Below are 17,730 nucleotides of genomic sequence, written 5' to 3' on the forward strand. Positions count from 1 at the left end.
GCAAGTTACCTGATCGCGGCCGCCAGGGCCGCGATCAGGGCCGGCGGCGTCACGAGCAGTCCGAGCTTGAGGAACGGCCAGGCGCCGACTTCGATCTTCTCCCGCCGCAGCGCCACCAGCCACAGGATGGTGGCGAGCGAACCGGTCACCGACAGATTGGGACCGAGATCGACGCCGATCAGGATGGCGCTCACGACCGGCGCGGGCAAGTGATCGCTGGCGGCGACCGAGCCGGCAACGAGACCGACGGGAAGATTATTGGCGATGTTGTCGGCGACCGCGGTGGCGATGCCGACGCTCCAGGCCGCCTTCGTCACGGATTGTCCGACAGCTTCATGCAGCAGCGCGCTGAGCTGCCCGATCACGCCGGTCTTGATCAGCGCTTCCACCATCACGAACAATCCGCCGACCAGCGGCAGCACGCTCCAGGAGACGCCGCGCAGCACGGGGAGCGGCGATTGCCGGTTGAGCAGCAGCACGATTGCGGCTGTCACCACGCCGCAAACGAAGGTCGGCAGGCCCAATTGCTTGTCCAACGCGGAGGCCGTGACCAGCACGACGCCGATCGCCACGATGCCGATCGCCGTCAGCTTGCCGCCGCGGCCGAGCTTGGGATGCGGCACTCTGCGCGCGATCGTCTCTTCCTTCAGGGCGCGGTGCTGGGTCAGGCGCAGCACGACATAAGTCAGCAGGATCGAGGCCGCCGAGGGCAGGGCGAACAGCCGCAGCCATTCGGTGAGCGCAGGCATGTGGGCGCCGAACACGACGAGATTGGCGGGGTTGGAGATCGGCAGCACGAAGCTCGCGGCATTGGCGATGAAGGCGCAGACGAAGAGATAAGGCAGCGGCTTGGCGCCGGCCGCACGCGTCGCGGCATAGACGGCGGGGGTCAGCACGATCGCGGTGGCGTCGTTCGAGAGCAGGACGGTGACGAGCGTGCCGACAATGTAGATCAGCAGGAACAGCCGCTGCGGCGAGCCGCCGGCATGTTCCACGGCGAGCGCTGCGAGATAGTCGAACAGGCCTTCGAGCCGCGCCAGCTCGGCGATCAGCATCATGCCGATCAGGAAAAGATAGACATCCACGCCTTTCTCGATGCCGGTGAGCGCATCCCGCCAGGGCAGCAGACCGAACAGCACGAGCGCACTGGCGCCGATGATGGCCCAGATCGCCTCCGGCAGGCGAAAGGGCCGGATGATGACGCCTGCGGTCGCGACGACGATGATGCTCCAGGCCCAGATGGCGTTAGACGGCACGTTCGATCCTTGAGATGTGTCGGTTCATTCGGCAGCGATAGCGGAAGCCGATGTCGATGTCTTCCCCCCGCGAGCGCGGACGGCTATCTGCGATTGCCGCGTCTCGGCCCGAGTTTCAGTCCACAATGTTGTTCAAAAGCCCGTTGGGTTGGAGCGGCGCGATAGCGCCGTCATTGCGAGGAGCGCAGCGACGAAGCAATCCAGACTGTTTCCGCGGAAAGATTTTGGATTGTTTCGCTGCGCTCGCAACTACGGAGTTTGTGGCAGCTTCGTGCGACCATAACACTCATCGCGCCATCGACGGCTTTGCCGTGATTGCCTTGCGCAAGATGCGCGACAGCGCTTCGACCGAATACGGCTTCTGGATCAGCTCGAAACCGCGATCGGCGTTCTCGGCGAGAACGTTGCTGTAACCAGAGGTGAGCACGACGGGCAGGCCCGGATAGCGTTCGCGGATGATGCCGGCGAGCTCGACGCCGTTCATGCCGGGCATGATGACGTCGGAGAAAACGAGATCGACGGCGAACTCGTTCTCGCCGAGAATGGCGAGCGCCGCATTGGCGTTGGCGGCGCGGCGGACGACATAGCCGAGGTCTTCCAGCAGCTCGGTGGAGAACCGGCCGACCTCGTCGTCGTCTTCCACCACGAGCACGCGATAGCCGCGCCCGGTGGCCGCGGCCTCATAGGTCAGCGCCGCGGCTTCCTGATCTGTCGCGGGGCTGTGCGCCCGCGGCAGATAGATGGTGAAGGTCGCGCCTTCACCATGGGTGCTCGTCACGGCAATGTCGCCCTCGGACTGCTTTGCGAAGCCGAAGGCCTGGCTCAGGCCGAGGCCGGTGCCCTTGCCGACCTCCTTGGTGGTGAAGAACGGCTCGAAGATGGCTTCGATGTTTTCGGGCGCGATGCCGCTGCCGGTGTCGGCAACGGAGATCGCGACATAGTCGCCGCCGCGCGCCGGTTGCGTGCGGAGGTCGGGGATTCCCTGAACTTTCCGGACCGCTATGGTGAGACGGCCTTCGCCGTCCATGGCGTCGCGGGCGTTGATGGCGAGGTTGATTAGCGCGGTCTCGAATTGCGCGATATCGGCGACCGTGAAGCAGTCGCCATCGTGAACCTCCACCGCAATTTCGATGCGGCCGCCGACCAGCGGCCGGACCAGTTGCGCCACGCCTTCAACCTGGCTGCCGACGTTGAAGATCTGCGGTTTCAGCGGCTGCCGGCGCGCAAACGCCAGCAGCTGGGCGGTCAGCTTGGAGGCACGCTCGACGGTGTCCGAGATAGCATCGACATAGCGGCGACGGCGCTCCTCCGGCAGCTCGCGGCGGCGCAGGAAATCGGTGGCCGAGCGGATGATGGTGAGCAGATTGTTGAAGTCGTGCGCGACGCCGCCAGTGAGCTGGCCGATCGCCTCCATCTTCTGCGATTGCCGCAACGCTTCCTCGCCGCGGCGGCGCTCGGTGATGTCGACAGCCTCGGGCACCGCGCCGGTGATGTTGCCGTGGCGGTCGAGCACCGGGCGCATGCCGAACTCGAAATCGCGCTCGCCGATGGGAAGGCGCAGGCGCATCTCCAGCCGCACGGCTTCGCCCTTGAGCACGGTGTCGAAGGCCTCGCGCACCCGCACGCTCATGCCGTCCGTCGTGCTGAACCAGGGCGTCTGCCACAAGGGCTTTCCGATCACGTCCGCAGGGCTCGCCTTGATGGCGTCGAGCACGGTCGTGTTGGCGTAAAGCAGCTCGCCCCTGAGATTGACGAGGCCCTGATATTGGTTGCTGGTCTCCAGGATCGCGCGCAGCCGCGCCTCGTTGGATTCGAGCTCGGCGGTGCGCTCGGCGATGCGTTCTTCCAGCGTCTCGTTGAGCTGCCGGAGCTCGATCTCGGCCTGCTTGGCCACGGTGATGTCATGGGCAACGCCGATAAAGCCGATATGCCTGCCGGTCGGGTCCCAGCGCGGCTGCGATTCCGAACGCAGCCAGCGCCATTCGCCGGCGGCGTTCTTGTAGCGGGCTTCCAGCACGAACGGTTTGAGTGATGCTTCGCCCTGAACGGATTGCTGTAGCACGTGGGGCAGGTCGTCCGGATGCAGCACCTTGCGCCAGTCGAAGGCAATGGCCTGGTCGTAGGGCAGGCCGACGAAATCGACATAGGCCTGGTTGGCGAAGGACCGTGTGCGGTCGAGTTTGGTGACCCAGATCGGCACCGGGGCGCTGTCGGCGATCAGCCGGAAGCGCTCTTCGCTCTCGCGCAGGGTCTCACGCACCAGCATCTGGTCGGTGACGTCGATATGGGCGCCGACGAGGCGAAGGGCGCGGCCGCCACCGTCCCGCTCGATCTTGGCGACGACGCGGATCCAGCGGGTCTCGCCGTCGCTGGGGCGGATGATGCGGTATTCTGCGGTATAGTCCTCACTGGTGCCGGACAGCGCTTCGATGAAGTGCTTCACCGTAGCGTCCCGGTCGCCGGGATGAATGCGATTGATCCAGTCCTCGTGCGACTCGTCGGCAGCTTCCGGCGGCAGGCCGTGAAGCATCAGATATTCCGGCGAACGGCGGTTCTTGAAGCCTTCGCGGAAATCGACTTCGAGACCGCCGACCTTGCCGATGCGCTGGATGCGCGCAAGTTCGGCTTCGCGCTCCTGGAGCGCGCGATAGGCGTTGTCGCGCTCGCGCGCAACATCTTCCAGGTGCTGGCGCAGCTTTTCGGCGGCGATGGTCTCGGGCAAAGGATCGTTCAAGGCGTTGGCCGTTGTGATGCGAGAGCGCACGTGGCGGACCGATATTCACACAGACGTAGCGCGATGGCCATTGCTCAGAGGGAATATGGAAAGAAAGGCGTCGCCGGATGCAGTATGGTGGGCATGAGCGAACGCCAAGTCTGGCTATTTGTTCCGAACATTGGAACGATGAGCCCGCCGCGCGCGTATCCGCGAGGCGCCACAACTGTCATTCCCAAAAGCTCCCTTTCCGAAGAGGCTAAATCTTGAAGCTTTTTGTCTGCCAGGCCTGCGGCAACGTCCTCTATTTCGAGAACCGCACCTGTGAACGCTGCGGCCATCGGGTCGCGTTCCTGCCGGAGAAGGAGACGATGTCGGCGATCGAGCCCGACGGAGAGGTCTGGGCCACGCTCGCCGACAAGGGCAGCGGACGCATGCCGTGCCGTAATGCCGAATATGATTCCTGCAACTGGCTGACGGATGCAGGTGATACCACCGGCTATTGCCGCGCCTGCCGGCATAACGGCGTCGTGCCGGATCTGTCGGATCAGGCGCAACTCGCCGGCTGGCGCGAGCTGGAGATGGCGAAGCACCGGCTGTTCTATTCCCTGATCCGCTGGAAGCTGCCGCTCCAGACCCGGCAGGACAATCCCGAACATGGCCTGATCTTCAATTTCCTCGCCGACGATCCGCAGAGCGGGCAGAAGGTCCTGACCGGCCACGACAACGGCCTGATCACGATCGCGCTGACCGAGGCCGACGACATCGAGCGCGAGCGGCGCAGGCTGGAGATGGGCGAGCCCTACCGGACGCTGCTCGGGCATTTCCGCCACGAGGTCGGGCACTATTTCTGGGACGTGCTGGTGCGCGACGGCGGCATGCTGGACGAATGCCGCGCCGTGTTCGGCGACGATTCCGCCGATTACGGTCAGGCCTTGCAGCGCCACTATGCCGAAGGCGCCCCGCCGGACTGGCAGCAGAACTACGTTTCTGCCTACGCGACCACGCATCCCTGGGAAGATTTCGCCGAGACCTGGGCGCACTATCTTCACATCGTCGACACTCTGGAGATGGCTAGCGAGTTCGGCATGGAGGTGCGGCCCAAGGTGGACCGCGACGGGGAGTTGACGGCGCGCATCCGCTTCAACCCGTACGAAGCGAGGGACGTCGAGGCCATCGTCAACGCATGGCTGCCCTTCACCTTCGCCATGAACAGCGTCAACCGCGCCATGGGCATGCGCGATCTCTATCCGTTCATCCTCTCGCCGGTCGTTGTCGACAAGCTCGGCTTCATTCACGGCGTGGTCCGGAACGTGGGCAAGGCCGGGAAGCCGTAGGCCGTCCGGGGCCTGTCAGGCCCGTTTCGGTCTTGCTTCGGTCTTGCGCTGGTACGCCAGAGGGGCCGGATTTGACCGTTGCCTCCAGCCTATTTTGATGTACCACGGGAGCCACACGGCCCCTCCCATAGGCTCCAACGGCCAGGGAAGGGTCCCGCCCAAGGTCGAGACTCAAGAAAAGCATGTTCAAACGCATTCTGATCGCCAATCGCGGCGAAATCGCCTGCCGGGTCATCAAGACCGCTCGCCGCATGGGAGTTCAGACGGTCGCGGTCTATTCCGAGGCCGACCGCGACGCTCTCCATGTCGAGATGGCCGACGAGGCCGTGCTGATCGGCCCGCCGGCTGCGGCCGAGAGTTATCTGGTGATCGAGAAGATCGTGGAGGCCTGCCGCAAGACCGGCGCCGAGGCCGTGCATCCCGGTTACGGCTTCCTGTCCGAGCGCGAGGCGTTTCCGCGCGCGCTGGAGGCGGCCGGCATCGTCTTCATCGGCCCCAACCCGGGCGCGATCGCGGCGATGGGCGACAAGATCGAATCCAAAAGGGCTGCCGCGAAGGCAAAAGTCTCGACCGTGCCCGGCTATCTCGGCGTCATCGAGGACGCTACGCACGCGGTCAAGATCGCTGACGAGATCGGCTATCCCGTGATGATCAAGGCCTCCGCCGGCGGCGGCGGCAAGGGCATGCGCATCGCGCATTCGACCTCCGAGGTCGCCGAAGGGTTCAACCTCGCCAAGGCGGAGGCCAAGGCCTCGTTCGGTGACGACCGGGTCTTCATCGAGAAGTTTATCGTAGATCCCCGCCATATCGAGATCCAGCTGCTCGGCGACAAGCACGGCAACGTGATCTATCTCGGCGAGCGCGAATGCTCGATCCAGCGCCGCAACCAGAAGGTCATCGAGGAAGCGCCGTCGCCGCTGCTCGACGAAGCCACCCGCCGCAAGATGGGCGAGCAGGCGGTCGCACTCGCCAAGGCGGTGAATTACGACTCCGCCGGCACCGTCGAGTTCGTCGCGGGGCAGGACAAGAGCTTCTACTTCCTGGAGATGAACACGCGCCTCCAGGTCGAGCATCCTGTCACCGAGCTCGTCACGGGCGTCGACCTCGTCGAGCAGATGCTCCGCGTCGCCGCCGGCGAGAAGCTCGCCATTGCGCAGAAGGACGTCACGCTGACCGGCTGGGCAGTGGAGTCGCGCCTCTACGCGGAGGACCCGTTCCGCAACTTCCTGCCCTCGATCGGGCGTCTGGTGAAATACCGTCCGCCGGCGGAAGCGAGCCAGGACGGTATCACCGTGCGCAACGACACCGGCGTGCAGGAGGGCGGCGAGATCTCGATCCATTACGATCCGATGATCGCCAAGCTCGTCACCCACGCGCCGTCGCGCGCCGCCGCGATCGAGGCGCAGGCCACTGCGCTGGACTCGTTCTATGTGGACGGTATCCGCCACAACATCCCGTTCCTGTCGGCGCTGATGCATCATCCGCGCTGGCGCGAAGGCCGGCTCTCCACCGGCTTCATCGCCGAGGAATTCCCCAAGGGCTTTGCCGTGCGCGTGCCTGAAGGCGAGGTCGCACGGCGGCTCGCTGCGGTCGGCGCCGCCATCGATCACGTGCTCGGCGAGCGCAAGCGGCAGATCTCGGGGCAGATGGGCGGCCGCATCGTGCAGCGCGAGCGTCGCCGTGCGGTCTGGCTCGACCGCCAGGAGATCCTGCTGGAGATCGCGCGCGAGGGCGAGGCGGTCGCGGTGCGTTTCGTCAATGCTGACGGCAAGACCGGCAATGCGCATCTGTTGCTGTCGCCGTGGAAGCCGGGCGATCCTGTCTGGCAGGGCAGCATCGACGGGCATGTCGTCGCGGTGCAGGTGCGCCCGATCGCGAACGGTATCCGCCTCGCGCATCAGGGCGTCGAGGTGCCGGTCTATGTCTGGACCGAAGCGGAAGCTGCCTCGGCGCGGCTGATGCCGGTGACCACGGCTGCCGACACCGGCAAGAAGCTGCTTTGTCCGATGCCCGGTCTCGTGGTCTCGATCGCGGTGACCGAAGGGCAGGAGGTCAAGGCCGGCGAGACGCTCGCGGTGGTCGAAGCCATGAAGATGCAGAACGTTCTGCGCGCCGAGCAGGACGGCACGGTGAAGAAGATCCACGCCAGCGCCGGCGCGACGCTCGCGGTGGATGCGCTGATTTTGGAGTTTGCGTAACGTCATTGCGAGGAGCCACCGGGTCCGCGCGAAGCGCGGCCCGATGACAGGCTCCGCGACGAAGCAATCCAGTCTGTCTCTGCGGATGCATTTCTGGATTGCTTCGCTTCGCTCGCAATGACGGAGTATGCTGCGGCCTCCGTGACCTAACCGAGACATCACCATGGCCTTTCGTTCCCGCCGCGAAAAACTGCGATCGATCCTGTCGGGCGGGACGTGCGTCCATCCCGGCTCGGTCTACGACGCTATCTCGATCCGCATCGCCGAGGATCTCGGTTTCCCGCTCGGCATGTTCGGCGGCTCGGTGGCTTCGCTCGCGGTGCTCGGCGACCCCGACATCACGCTGATCACGCTCACGGAACTTGCCGAGCAGATGCGGCGGATGTCGCGTGCTGCAGCGCTTCCGGTGTTGGTCGATGCCGATCACGGCTATGGCAACGCGCTCAACGTGCGTCGCACGGTGCAGGAGCTGGAAACGGCGGGCGCCGCCGGCCTCACCATCGAGGACACGCTGCTGCCGGCTGGCTTCGGCGAAGCGAAGACGCAGCTGATCTCGCTCGAGGAGGGCGTCGGCAAGATGAAGGCGGCACTCGACGGCCGCGGCGACCCCTCGCTCGTCATCATGGGCCGCACCGGTGCGGCCTCGATCACCTCGATCGAGGATGCGATCCGCCGCGCCAGAGCTTATGAGGCTACCGGCGTCGACGCGCTGTTCTTCACCGGCATCAAGTCGCGCGCCGAGCTCGAGGCCATCGTGTCTGCGACGCGCCTGCCGATCGTGCTCGGCGGCGCGCCGGAGGAGTTGAACGTGCTCGAATACCTCGCTGGCCAGCGCGTGCGCATCGCGCTTCAGGGCCACGCGCCGATCGCGGCCGCAACGCAGGCCGTCTACGAGACGCAGAAGGCGCTACGCGACGGCACTGCGCCGAAGAATCTCAAAGGTCTCCCATCGTCGGACTTGACCAGCCGCGTCACGCGGGAGGCCGACGTCAAGGCGCGGAGCGCCGATGTCCTCGGACTGAAACAATGAGCCGGGCGATCCTCCAGGTCATGATCCGCGGCCGCGTGCAGGGGGTAGGCTACCGGGCCTGGCTCGAGTATCAGGCGACGACGTGCGGTCTCGAAGGCTGGGTCCGCAACCGCCGTGACGGCAGCGTCGAAGCGCTGTTCGCGGGGCCGCCGAAGCACGTCGCGGACATGGTTGCGCTGTGCCGCCACGGCCCGCCGTCCTCGCGCGTCGACAGCGTCACCAGCGAGACGGCCGACGTCGATGAACTGAACTTGCGCCGAGCAGGCGAGGCGTTTTCGGTGTTGCCGACGGTGTAGCTAAAGAATCACCGCGGCAGCTTGGCGATCGCTTCGCTCAATTCGTGGATCTCGTAGGGCTTGCGCAGGATCGGGAAATCGCCGCGCACGCCTGCGGCGACTTCGCTGTAGCCGGTGGCGAGCAGAATCGGCAGGCCGGGGCGGATCTGGCGGAGGTGATGGGCGAGGCTGAGCCCGTCCATCTTGCCGGGCATGACGATATCCGAGAACACGAAGTCGACGCCGTTCTTCTCGATCTCGCTCAAGGCGGCTTCGGCGTCCGCGACCCGGCGCACCTGATAGCCGAGCTGCTCCAGAAGGCCGATGCTGACGGCGGCGACGTCCGGATTGTCCTCGACCAGCAGCACCGTGCCGCTGCCTTGGAACGCCGGTTCTCCCGCCGCCTCACGCGATGGCTCGTCTTCTCCGCGCGGCAGCAGGATGGTGAAGGTCGTGCCCTTGCCGAGCGCGCTCGCGACCCGGACCGTGCCGCCGGCCTGATGGGCGAAGCCGTGCACCTGGGAGAGACCGAGGCCAGTGCCTTTTCCGATCGCCTTGGTCGTGAAGAACGGCTCGAAGATCTTGTCGAGAACGTCGGAGGGAATGCCGAGGCCGGTATCGGTGACGTCGATCGCGATGAATTCGCCCACGAGGGGGTCCTCGTCGAGCACGAGATTGCGCGCTGCGATCGTCACCGTGCCTCCGTCGGGCATCGCGTCGCGGGCATTGATGACAAGGTTGAGCAGCGCGGTCTCGAGCTCGGAAACGTCGGTCCTGATCGGCCAGACGTCGTCGCTGACGTCGAAAGCCAGGCGCACGGAGCTGCCGACGCCGGCATCGAGTACCTCGCGGATCGCCGCGATGCGGTCGGCGAAGTCGATCGCCTGCGGATTGACGCTCTGCCGCCGCGCGAAGGTGAGGAGCTGGTTGGTTAGCGCGGCGCCGCGCCTGGTAGCGGTTTCGATGGCCGAGATCGCGCGCTGAAGCTTGGCTTCGTCGTCGGCCCCTCGTTTCAGCATGTGGAGGCTGCCGCTGATGATCATCAGGAGGTTGTTGAAATCGTGGGCGACCCCGCCGGTGAGCTGGCCGAGCGCGTCGAATTTCTGGGATTCGGCGAGCTGCTTCTGCATCGCCTCGAGCTTGAGCTGGGTATTGCGCCGCTCGGTGATGTCGCGCGTGATCTTGGCGAAGCCGACCAGCTCGCCGGCCTCGTAGATCGGATCGATCACGACGCTGGCCCAGAAGAAGGTGCCGTCCTTGCGGACGCGCCAGCCTTCCTCCTCGTAGCGGCCCTTTTCCCGCGCGATGCCGAGCGCACGGGCGGGCTTGCCGTTGGCGCGGTCGGTCTCGGTGTAGAACCGGGAAAAGTGTTGGCCGAGGATCTCCCCGGGTGAATAGCCCTTGATGCGCTCGCCGCCAATGTTCCAGCTGGTGATTCTCCCGGTGGGATCCAGCATGTAGAGTGCGTAGTCCGCAACTCCTTCAACTAACAGGCGGAAACTGCGTTCGCTTTCGAACAAATCCCTCTGCTGACTAGACTTCTCGACCATTCCCGGACCCTGCCTCAACGGGGGCAAACGCAGTAGGTGGCGGATTGTTCCCGGAGGTTGGAACATTTTTAGGCAACATTGCGCGTCCGTATGCAGGACGCAAGCCAGCAGACGCTCGCCCGCATTCGAGCCGGAAAGCCGTGCGCGTCAGACCGCCGCCACGCTACGGAACGTCGCCGCCACCGCACGCAGCGCCGCCAGCTTTGCGGGATCGCTGACCTTCGAATGGAGCATCACCTTTGAGCTGCCGAGTTTCGGCAGCTTGTGGGCGGGGCCGACGTCGACCAGGCCTGCCGGCGCGATCCGTCGCGCCAGCGGCGCGATTGCAAGTCCGGCGAGCGCGGCTGCAACCACGGCGGTGACGCCTCCGCCGACGAAGCGCTCACGCCATTTCAGGCCGGCCTTGTCGAGCGCGCGCACAGCGATGGCGCGGACGCCGCAGGGCGGGGCGAGCGTCGCGAGCGGCAAAGGCTGCCCCTTTGGCACGGTGAAGCGTCGTGACGCGAACCAGCCGAATTCGTCCTCGGCCAGCGTCTCTCCGCCGCGCCGGCTGCCTTCCTGGCGCACGATCACCGCATCCAGTCGGCCCGCATCATAGGCCTCCTGCATCTCGCGCGAGAAGCCGATGATGACGGCAAGCGTGAGGTTCGACGACATCGCATGCAGGCGTTCGAGCAGGGGTACCAGCTCCGGCCCCGCAGCATGGTCGGAGATGCCGAGCGAGAGCGACTGCGCGACCGAGGCCTCGCCCGATAGCGCGCGGTCATGCGCCGCGATCAGCGCGCGGGCGCGCTCCAGGAACGTCGCGCCGTCTGCCGTGAGCCGGACCGCGCGCGGCGAGCGCTCGACGAGACGTTTTCCCAGCAGCGTCTCCAGCCGTTGCAGCTTGAGGCTGACAGCCGCCTGGGTCGTGCCGAGCGCTTCGGCGGTCCGCGTGAAACTCTGGAGGTCGGCGACCAGCAGGAAGGCCTGGACGGTGGCGATGTCGAGCGTTGCTATCATTACGATTTCTTATCACTGGTATCAACAGAGATAAGATACCAAGATGTCGAGGGCGGGTCTAGCTTCTCACCAACGCCGCGCAACATCTGCGCGACATCCGAGGAGAACGACCATGCCGCTGATCACCGTGTCCTACACCACCCCACGCCAGTCGCCGCCGCTGAAGGCCGACATCGCGAGCGCCGTATCCGAGCTCACCGCAAAAATCCTGCACAAGGACCCTGAGGTCACGGCCATTATCGTGAAGTCGGTGGAGGCGAGCGACTGGTTCGCTGGCGGCAAGTCGCTCGCAGAGCAAAAGCTCGCGAGCTACTGGATCGACATTCACGTCAGCGAAGGCACCAACACCAAGGACGAGAAGGCCGCCTATCTCGCCGCGATGTTCCAGCCCATGGCCGGGATCCTGGGCCCGCTGCATCACGAGACCTATCTGCATGTCGACGAGGTCAAGGGCGACGCCTATGGCTTTGGCGGCCTGACCCAGGAGCGGCGCTACATCGCCGGCAAGCTCGAGGTTTCGCCGGAGAAGGCGTGAGGAGGGAGGCCGCGGGTGAATAACCGCACCCGCGGCCTGAACCGTTGCCAGGGATCGTCAGCTCGCTATGCGAAACTGAACTTCGTCCTTGTTCAGGAAACAGGTCTTGTCGAACAGCTTCAGGTCGAGCGGGTTCGGCAGCCTGACATCGTCCAGGTCAGGGCAGGGTTTGAGCGAGGAATCATAGGAACGGTCGATCTGCGAGATGAAGACGACGATCAATCCCTTGTCGTGCGCGAATGATTTCAACGCGCGCACCTGAACGGTGAGGTCGGGATTTTCCCGCCGCTGGTCCAGCAACTGCAGATAGTCGATCACCACGACCGTGCCGCGCGGTGCTGCGGCATGACGACGTAGTCGGCACTGATGGCGTCGGAGCAATCGACCTCGAAGAGTTTTTCGAACCCCGCCAGATCCACGCCGATCGCCCGAAAGCGATCCAGAACGTCTTTCTCGGTGTATTCGAGCGAGAAGAACGCGGCGCGGTGGCCCGACCGCATCGCCTCTACGGCAAGCCCGAGGCTCATCAGGGTCTTGCCCTGGCCGGGACGCGCGCCCACCAGCACCAGGTCACCCGGTTGGAATTGCGGGAAAAGCCGGTTGGCCGGCGTCGCCGTGGCCGCTTTCGCCGCGAGCAGGCTCCATGCGGAAAAGCCTTGCGTCGCAGCGACGCGGTCGAGCGCATCGTGCAGCGGGATGCCTACCTCGCGGGACAAGCGCTTCGCTTTTCGTTTCAGATGATAAATGGGTGCAGACAGTCTCATCGCAAAAACCTCCCATTGCGAGCTGAAGCGCAACCCCTCCTTATGCCTTGGCGCTCGAACAGTCGGTCCGATGATCAATTCGCCCGGCATGACATCTGCTTTCCCGGCGGAGGGGGGAGGCGTGGGCGACACCGGAATCGAGGGTAGCTGATTCCGGGTTTGCCGAGAATGAGGGAGACCGAAGTTAGGCCGCTGCTTCCGGCATCAGCGCCTGGGTCGGCCCGAACAGCCCCTCGAAGGCTTGCCGAAGCGCCACGTCGACATCGCTCATCGTCAGGAGCTGGCCGAGATCGACCAGCGAGGTGACGCCGTAGCGGGGATCGGCGACGCCGCAGGGCACGATGCCGGCGAAATGTGACAGCTCCGGCTCGACATTGATGGCAATGCCGTGAAACGAGACCCAGCGCTTCAGCCGGACGCCGATCGCGGCGATCTTGTCCTCGTGCTCGGGTCCCTTGTCGGGCCGCTTGACCCAGACGCCGACCCGGTCCTCGCGCCGCTCGCCACGGATGTTGAAGGCGGCGAGCGTCTGCACAATCAGCTCCTCCAGGCTCGCGACATAGGCCCGGACATCCGGCCGGCGGCGCTTCAGGTCAAGCATGACATAGGCCACGCGCTGGCCGGGCCCGTGATAGGTGAGCTGGCCGCCGCGCCCGGTGGCAAAGGTCGGGAATCGGGCATCGAGCAGGTCGGTGGTCTTGCCCGAGGTGCCGGACGTGTAGAGCGGGGGGTGCTCCAGCAGCCAGACCAGCTCCGGGGCTGCACCGGCCGCGATCGCCGCGACGCGCGCCTCCATTTCGGCGACCGCCTCCGGATAGGGCACCGGCGCGTCCGAAATCCGCCATTCCACCGGCTCGCCGGTGGAAGCGGAAAACGGCGTCAAATCGAGCTCTTGGCGGGGGTGTTGGGGCGAATTAACCATTGGCTAACCATAACCGGGTGATGATCCCAGGAGCAAATACCAGTCCCTAGTCCTAGTCCCAAGTTGCGGTGGTGCTGAAGTGCCTACTCTCGACAAAGTCACCGTGGACCTCATGGTCGTCCTCGGGACGACGACCATGCCGATCCATCAGGTATTGCGTCTTTCCCGCGGCGCCATCATCGAGCTGGACGCAACCGAGGCCGACGAGGTCAAGGTTCTGGCCAATAATTTGCCGGTCGCCTCCGGGGTCGTGCTGGTCGACCGCAACCGCATCGCGGTCGAGGTCAAGCAGATGCTGCCACGTGTCCCGGGCACACGGTAGCGGCCCGGGCAGGCGTCGCGGCCCGGGCACGCGTCGCGGCCTGGGCACGCAGTAGCGGCCGGGCAGGCGGAAAAGGCCGATCCCGGCGCAAGGAGCCGGAACTTTCCTGCCAAGCTTGTGGAATTCAGGGCCTTTGGAGGCTTGTACCCCTCTGACGGATTTGTTAGATCGGCGCCGTTGATCCGGTTGGCCTTCAAGCCTCAAGCCGGCATCCCCAAAGCGCTCGTGGCGGAATTGGTAGACGCGCTGCCTTGAGGTGGCAGTGAGTAAAATCGTGGGGGTTCGAGTCCCTCCGAGCGCACCAAGCAAACAGACACGCGAAAGATTGTTTCGCGATTTTCGGTGCCCGCCCTGTTCGCGCTGCGGACCCTGGAACGGGGCCTCCCCAAGTCTTCGATGTTCGATCTCGCGGCCGAGGGTTCGCTCCCTCGGCGCGATCGGGCATGAAGTTGCCTGGCGAAGTTCGCTATGCCCTCACGTCCGGGTTCCCTTAGTTTGCCTGCGGTCGAGACTCCGGCTCGATCTGCGTGGCGGCGGGCTTAAACACCCTCGCCGGATGGCTGAAGATCTCGAATTCGTCGCCCCGCGCTATGCCGACAAGCGTGATCCCGCTGGCTTCGGCCGTTCGGACTGCGAGCGCGGTCGGTGCAGACATGGCAACGACGACGCCGGCGCCGATCGCGGCGGTTTTTTGCACCATCTCGACCGAAATCCGGCTGGTGAGAATGACGGCGCCAGCGCGGCCGGATGCTCCTTCCGTCGCGAGAGCGCCGGCAAGCTTGTCGAGGGCGTTGTGGCGCCCCACGTCCTCGCGCACCGTCATGGTCTTGCCGACTGGCTCGAAAAAACCCGCGGCGTGAGCGGCGCGTGTCTTGTGGTTGAGGATCTGTGACTCGCTGAGGGTTGCGACGGCCGTGCTGATCTGCTCCGCCGTGAGGTTCGCTGGCTGCTCGACGCACTGAACGATCCGCCCGGCTTCCCGCAAGCTGTCGATGCCGCACAGGCCGCAACCCGTCGGCCCGACCAGATGTCGCCGGCGCTCCTTCAGGCGGCGCCCGGCGTTCGTTCGCAGCCATAGCCGCAGTTCGATGCCGTCGCGACCGGGAACGACCGTGAGCTCCTCGATCTCGCCGATGTCCCCGATGATCCCTTCGGTCAGGCTGAATCCCACAGCAAGATCGGTCAGATCGGCGGGAGTTGCCATCACAACGGCGACGGTCGTTCCGTCGTAGACGAGTGCCACGGGACATTCCTCCGCCAGCATCCGCTCATCCCGCGTTCCGCTCGACGTCAGCCGGGGCATTCTCACGGATGCCGTGGGCATGGATGCGCGATCGTGTGCGCCGGATCGAGAGCCGTGCATGGGTGTTCGTCCTACGTCGATTCATCGACGCACGAACCGGAGCAAGGTTCCGAACGCTTGGAACTTGCCATCCCATCTCGGGTTTTGCGTGCAGGGCTTGCGATTGAAGGAAACGCCATGCGGCAAAAGGCAAAGGTCGAGAACTATGATGCGCCGGCAGGCGGCTGGGGCTCGCTCAAAGCCGTTGCCAGTATCCTGACACAGGAAGAGGTCGCCATTCTCGGCAGCGAGATCCTGCTCAAGCAGAACAAGCCGGACGGATTCATGTGCGTGAGCTGCTCCTGGGCCAAGCCGGCCAAGCCGCGTCCGTTCGAGTTCTGCGAAAACGGCGCCAAGGCGACCGCCTGGGAGATTACGCGCAAGACCGTGACACCGGAGTTCTTTGCGCAACATACGCTGGCTGAACTACGAACCTGGTCCGATCATCAGTTGGAGGAGCAGGGGCGCCTGACGACGCCGATGCGTTACGACAGGGCAAGCGACAAATATCTGCCGGTCGACTGGGAGGAGGCCTTTGCGGCTATCGGCGCCGAGCTGAACCGGCTCGATCCCCGTTCGGTCGTGATGTACACGTCTGGACGTGCCTCGCTCGAAACCAGCTACATGTACCAATTATTCGGCCGCATGTACGGCACCAACAATTTCCCCGACAGCTCGAACATGTGCCACGAAACCACGTCGGTGGCGCTGCCGGAGGTGATCGGAGTTCCGGTCGGGACCGTTCTGCTGGAGGATTTCGAGACTACCGGTTGCATCTTCTTCTTCGGCCACAACACGACCACCAATGCGCCGCGCATGCTGCATCCGCTCCAGGAGGCGGCGCAGCGCGGCGTGCCGATCATATCTTTCAATCCGCTGCGCGAGCGCGGCCTGGAGCGTTTCGTCAATCCGCAAAATCCGGTCCAGATGATCGCCGGCGGCACGCGCATCAGCTCGCAATATTATCAGGTGCGGGTCGGCGGTGATGCTGCGGCGATCGTCGGGATTTGCAAATGGGTGATCGAGGCGGACGACCTCGCGCGCAAGAATGAAGCTGCGCGCGTGGTGGATGTCGAATTCATCCAGCAGCACACGGCCGGCTTCGAGGAGTTCGCCGCATTCTGCCGTACACAGGATTGGGACGAGATCGAACGGGCCTCGGGGCTTTCGCGCGGTGCGCTGCGCGAAGCCGCGAACACCTATATGGAAGCCAAGGCTGTGATCGCCAATTACGGCATGGGCATCACCCAGCACAAGCACGGCGTCGAGACGAACAAGATGATCGTCAACCTGCTGCTGCTTCGCGGCAATATCGGCAAGCCGGGCGCGGGCATTTTGCCGATCCGGGGCCACTCCAACGTGCAGGGCCAGCGCACCGTCGGCATCTCCGAGAAGACCAAGCTGGTGCCGCTCGACAAGCTTGCGGAGCTTTACGGTTTCGAGCCGCCGCGATGGGAGGGACTGTCCACCGTCGACGCCTGCCAGGGTATTCTGAAAGGCGACGTTCGCGGCTTCGTCGGCCTCGGCGGCAATTTCCTGCGCGCCGTTCCGGAGCGGTCCCTGATGGAGCCCGCCTGGTCCTGCCTGCGCCTGTCGGTGCAGATCGCGACCAAGCTCAACCGGACCCACCTCGTGCCGGGCGAGGTCACTTATCTGCTGCCGTGCCTCGGCCGGATCGAGATCGACCGGCAGGCCAGCGGCGCACAAGCGGTGTCGATGGAGGATTCCACCACCTGCATTCACGGATCGCGCGGCCAGCGCAAGCCGGTGGCCGACCATCTCCTGTCGGAGCCGGCGATCGTCGCCGCCCTGGCAAAGGCAACGTTGAAGCCCAACCCCAAGATCGATTGGGACGCCTGGGTCGCCGACTATTCGCGGGTTCGGGACGCCATCGAGCGCACCTATCCCGACCAGTTCAAGGACTTCAATGCGCGCATGTTCGAACCCGGCGGTTTTGCGCGGCCGCTCGCGGCGCGCGAGCGGAAGTGGAAGACCCCGAACGGCAAGGCCAACTTCACCGTTCCGAAGTCGGCCTTCGCGCCGCCGCGCGAGACCGACGGCGTCTATGAGCTGATGACACTGCGCGCGGACGGGCAGTTCAATACGACGATCTACGCCGAAGGCGATCGCTTTCGCGGCATCGAGGGCGGCCGCTACGTCGTGTTCATGAATCCCGCCGACATGGAGGGAGACGGGTTGAAAGCAGGAGATACCGTCACGCTGGTGACGGAGGCGGGCGACGGTGTCGAACGCAGCCTGAGCGAACTCCAAATCGTCCCCTATGGCATCCCGCGCAGGAGCATTGCGGCTTATTATCCGGAGTGCAACGTGCTCATTCCGCTCTGGCATTACGCGGAGGGCAGCAAGGTCCCTGCGGCAAAATCCATTCCGGTGCGTCTGTTCAAGGACATCCTTCCAGAGATCGTCGAGGCCGGAGAGGCTCCGATCTCGGCGTCGTGAACGCCGTGGATCACGCCCACAGGA

The 17,730-nt window shown here is 65.0% G+C and carries 13 protein-coding genes, 1 tRNA gene and 1 pseudogene; 8 read left to right on the forward strand and 7 right to left on the reverse strand.

Annotated elements, in window-relative coordinates; all coding sequences use genetic code 11:
* Window positions 1-5: 5 nt before the first annotated feature.
* Together IVA93_RS15925 and IVA93_RS15930 are read right to left on the reverse strand one after the other, a co-directional pair.
* The gene (locus tag IVA93_RS15925) at window positions 6-1,256 is read right to left on the reverse strand and encodes an arsenic transporter (RefSeq protein ID WP_018455238.1); all 1,251 of its coding nucleotides are present in this window, start codon (window positions 1,254-1,256) and stop codon (window positions 6-8) included.
* Between the two features lie 286 nt (window positions 1,257-1,542).
* Entirely contained in the window at window positions 1,543-4,020 is a 2,478-nt protein-coding gene (locus IVA93_RS15930; protein ID WP_085384459.1) for a PAS domain S-box protein, read from the reverse strand.
* 215 nt (window positions 4,021-4,235) lie between these two features.
* Here IVA93_RS15930 and IVA93_RS15935 point away from each other — a divergent pair, with 215 nt between their 5' ends.
* The 4 genes from IVA93_RS15935 to IVA93_RS15950 all read left to right on the forward strand — a co-directional run bounded on the left by IVA93_RS15935 (window position 4,236) and on the right by IVA93_RS15950 (window position 8,830).
* Window positions 4,236-5,306 (forward strand): zinc-binding metallopeptidase family protein, encoded by a 1,071-nt coding sequence (locus tag IVA93_RS15935; protein ID WP_085384458.1) that lies wholly within the window; start codon window positions 4,236-4,238, stop codon window positions 5,304-5,306.
* Window positions 5,307-5,488: 182 nt separating this feature from the next.
* On the forward strand, window positions 5,489-7,504 hold the full coding sequence (locus IVA93_RS15940) for an acetyl-CoA carboxylase biotin carboxylase subunit (protein WP_085384457.1): 2,016 nt from the start codon (window positions 5,489-5,491) through the stop codon (window positions 7,502-7,504).
* Between the two features lie 163 nt (window positions 7,505-7,667).
* Window positions 7,668-8,534, forward strand: a complete 867-nt coding sequence (locus IVA93_RS15945; RefSeq protein WP_018455234.1) for an isocitrate lyase/PEP mutase family protein — start codon at window positions 7,668-7,670, stop codon at window positions 8,532-8,534.
* Entirely contained in the window at window positions 8,531-8,830 is a 300-nt protein-coding gene (locus tag IVA93_RS15950) for an acylphosphatase (RefSeq protein WP_007603158.1), read from the forward strand. The genes IVA93_RS15945 and IVA93_RS15950 overlap by 4 nt, the downstream gene beginning before the upstream one ends.
* An 8-nt stretch (window positions 8,831-8,838) precedes the next feature.
* Here IVA93_RS15950 and IVA93_RS15955 read toward each other — a convergent pair whose 3' ends face one another.
* Both IVA93_RS15955 and IVA93_RS15960 read right to left on the reverse strand, forming a co-directional pair.
* Window positions 8,839-10,359, reverse strand: a complete 1,521-nt coding sequence (locus IVA93_RS15955; RefSeq protein WP_085351344.1) for a PAS domain-containing hybrid sensor histidine kinase/response regulator family protein — start codon at window positions 10,357-10,359, stop codon at window positions 8,839-8,841.
* Between the two features lie 147 nt (window positions 10,360-10,506).
* Window positions 10,507-11,361, reverse strand: a complete 855-nt coding sequence (locus tag IVA93_RS15960; protein WP_247336146.1) for a LysR family transcriptional regulator — start codon at window positions 11,359-11,361, stop codon at window positions 10,507-10,509.
* Between the two features lie 112 nt (window positions 11,362-11,473).
* Between IVA93_RS15960 and IVA93_RS15965 the strand changes: the two genes are divergently transcribed.
* Window positions 11,474-11,896 (forward strand): tautomerase family protein, encoded by a 423-nt coding sequence (locus tag IVA93_RS15965; protein ID WP_247789869.1) that lies wholly within the window; start codon window positions 11,474-11,476, stop codon window positions 11,894-11,896.
* Between the two features lie 57 nt (window positions 11,897-11,953).
* On the opposite strand, the pseudogene IVA93_RS15970 reads toward IVA93_RS15965, so the two are convergent.
* Together IVA93_RS15970 and lipB are read right to left on the reverse strand one after the other, a co-directional pair.
* Window positions 11,954-12,660: pseudogene (locus IVA93_RS15970) on the reverse strand (DNA helicase).
* Between the two features lie 184 nt (window positions 12,661-12,844).
* On the reverse strand, window positions 12,845-13,582 hold the full coding sequence (gene lipB / locus IVA93_RS15975) for a lipoyl(octanoyl) transferase LipB (RefSeq protein ID WP_247370551.1): 738 nt from the start codon (window positions 13,580-13,582) through the stop codon (window positions 12,845-12,847).
* Window positions 13,583-13,661: 79 nt separating this feature from the next.
* On the opposite strand from lipB, the gene IVA93_RS15980 reads away from it, so the two are divergent.
* Window positions 13,662-13,904, forward strand: coding sequence for a FliM/FliN family flagellar motor switch protein (locus IVA93_RS15980; protein WP_085351347.1), 243 nt, complete (start codon window positions 13,662-13,664; stop codon window positions 13,902-13,904).
* Window positions 13,905-14,123: 219 nt separating this feature from the next.
* A tRNA-Leu gene (locus tag IVA93_RS15985) sits at window positions 14,124-14,208 on the forward strand.
* 186 nt (window positions 14,209-14,394) lie between these two features.
* Here IVA93_RS15985 and fdhD read toward each other — a convergent pair.
* Window positions 14,395-15,228, reverse strand: a complete 834-nt coding sequence (fdhD, locus tag IVA93_RS15990) for a formate dehydrogenase accessory sulfurtransferase FdhD (RefSeq protein WP_204511422.1) — start codon at window positions 15,226-15,228, stop codon at window positions 14,395-14,397.
* A gap of 156 nt (window positions 15,229-15,384) precedes the next feature.
* Here fdhD and IVA93_RS15995 point away from each other — a divergent pair, with 156 nt between their 5' ends.
* Window positions 15,385-17,706 carry an FdhF/YdeP family oxidoreductase gene (locus IVA93_RS15995; protein ID WP_204511421.1) on the forward strand — a complete coding sequence of 774 codons (2,322 nt, stop codon included), beginning with the start codon at window positions 15,385-15,387 and terminating at the stop codon, window positions 17,704-17,706.
* Window positions 17,707-17,730 lie beyond the last annotated feature (24 nt).

The sequence above is a fragment of the Bradyrhizobium sp. 155 genome, from assembly GCF_023101105.1.
In the GTDB taxonomy this organism is placed as follows: Bacteria; Pseudomonadota; Alphaproteobacteria; order Rhizobiales; family Xanthobacteraceae; genus Bradyrhizobium; species Bradyrhizobium canariense_D.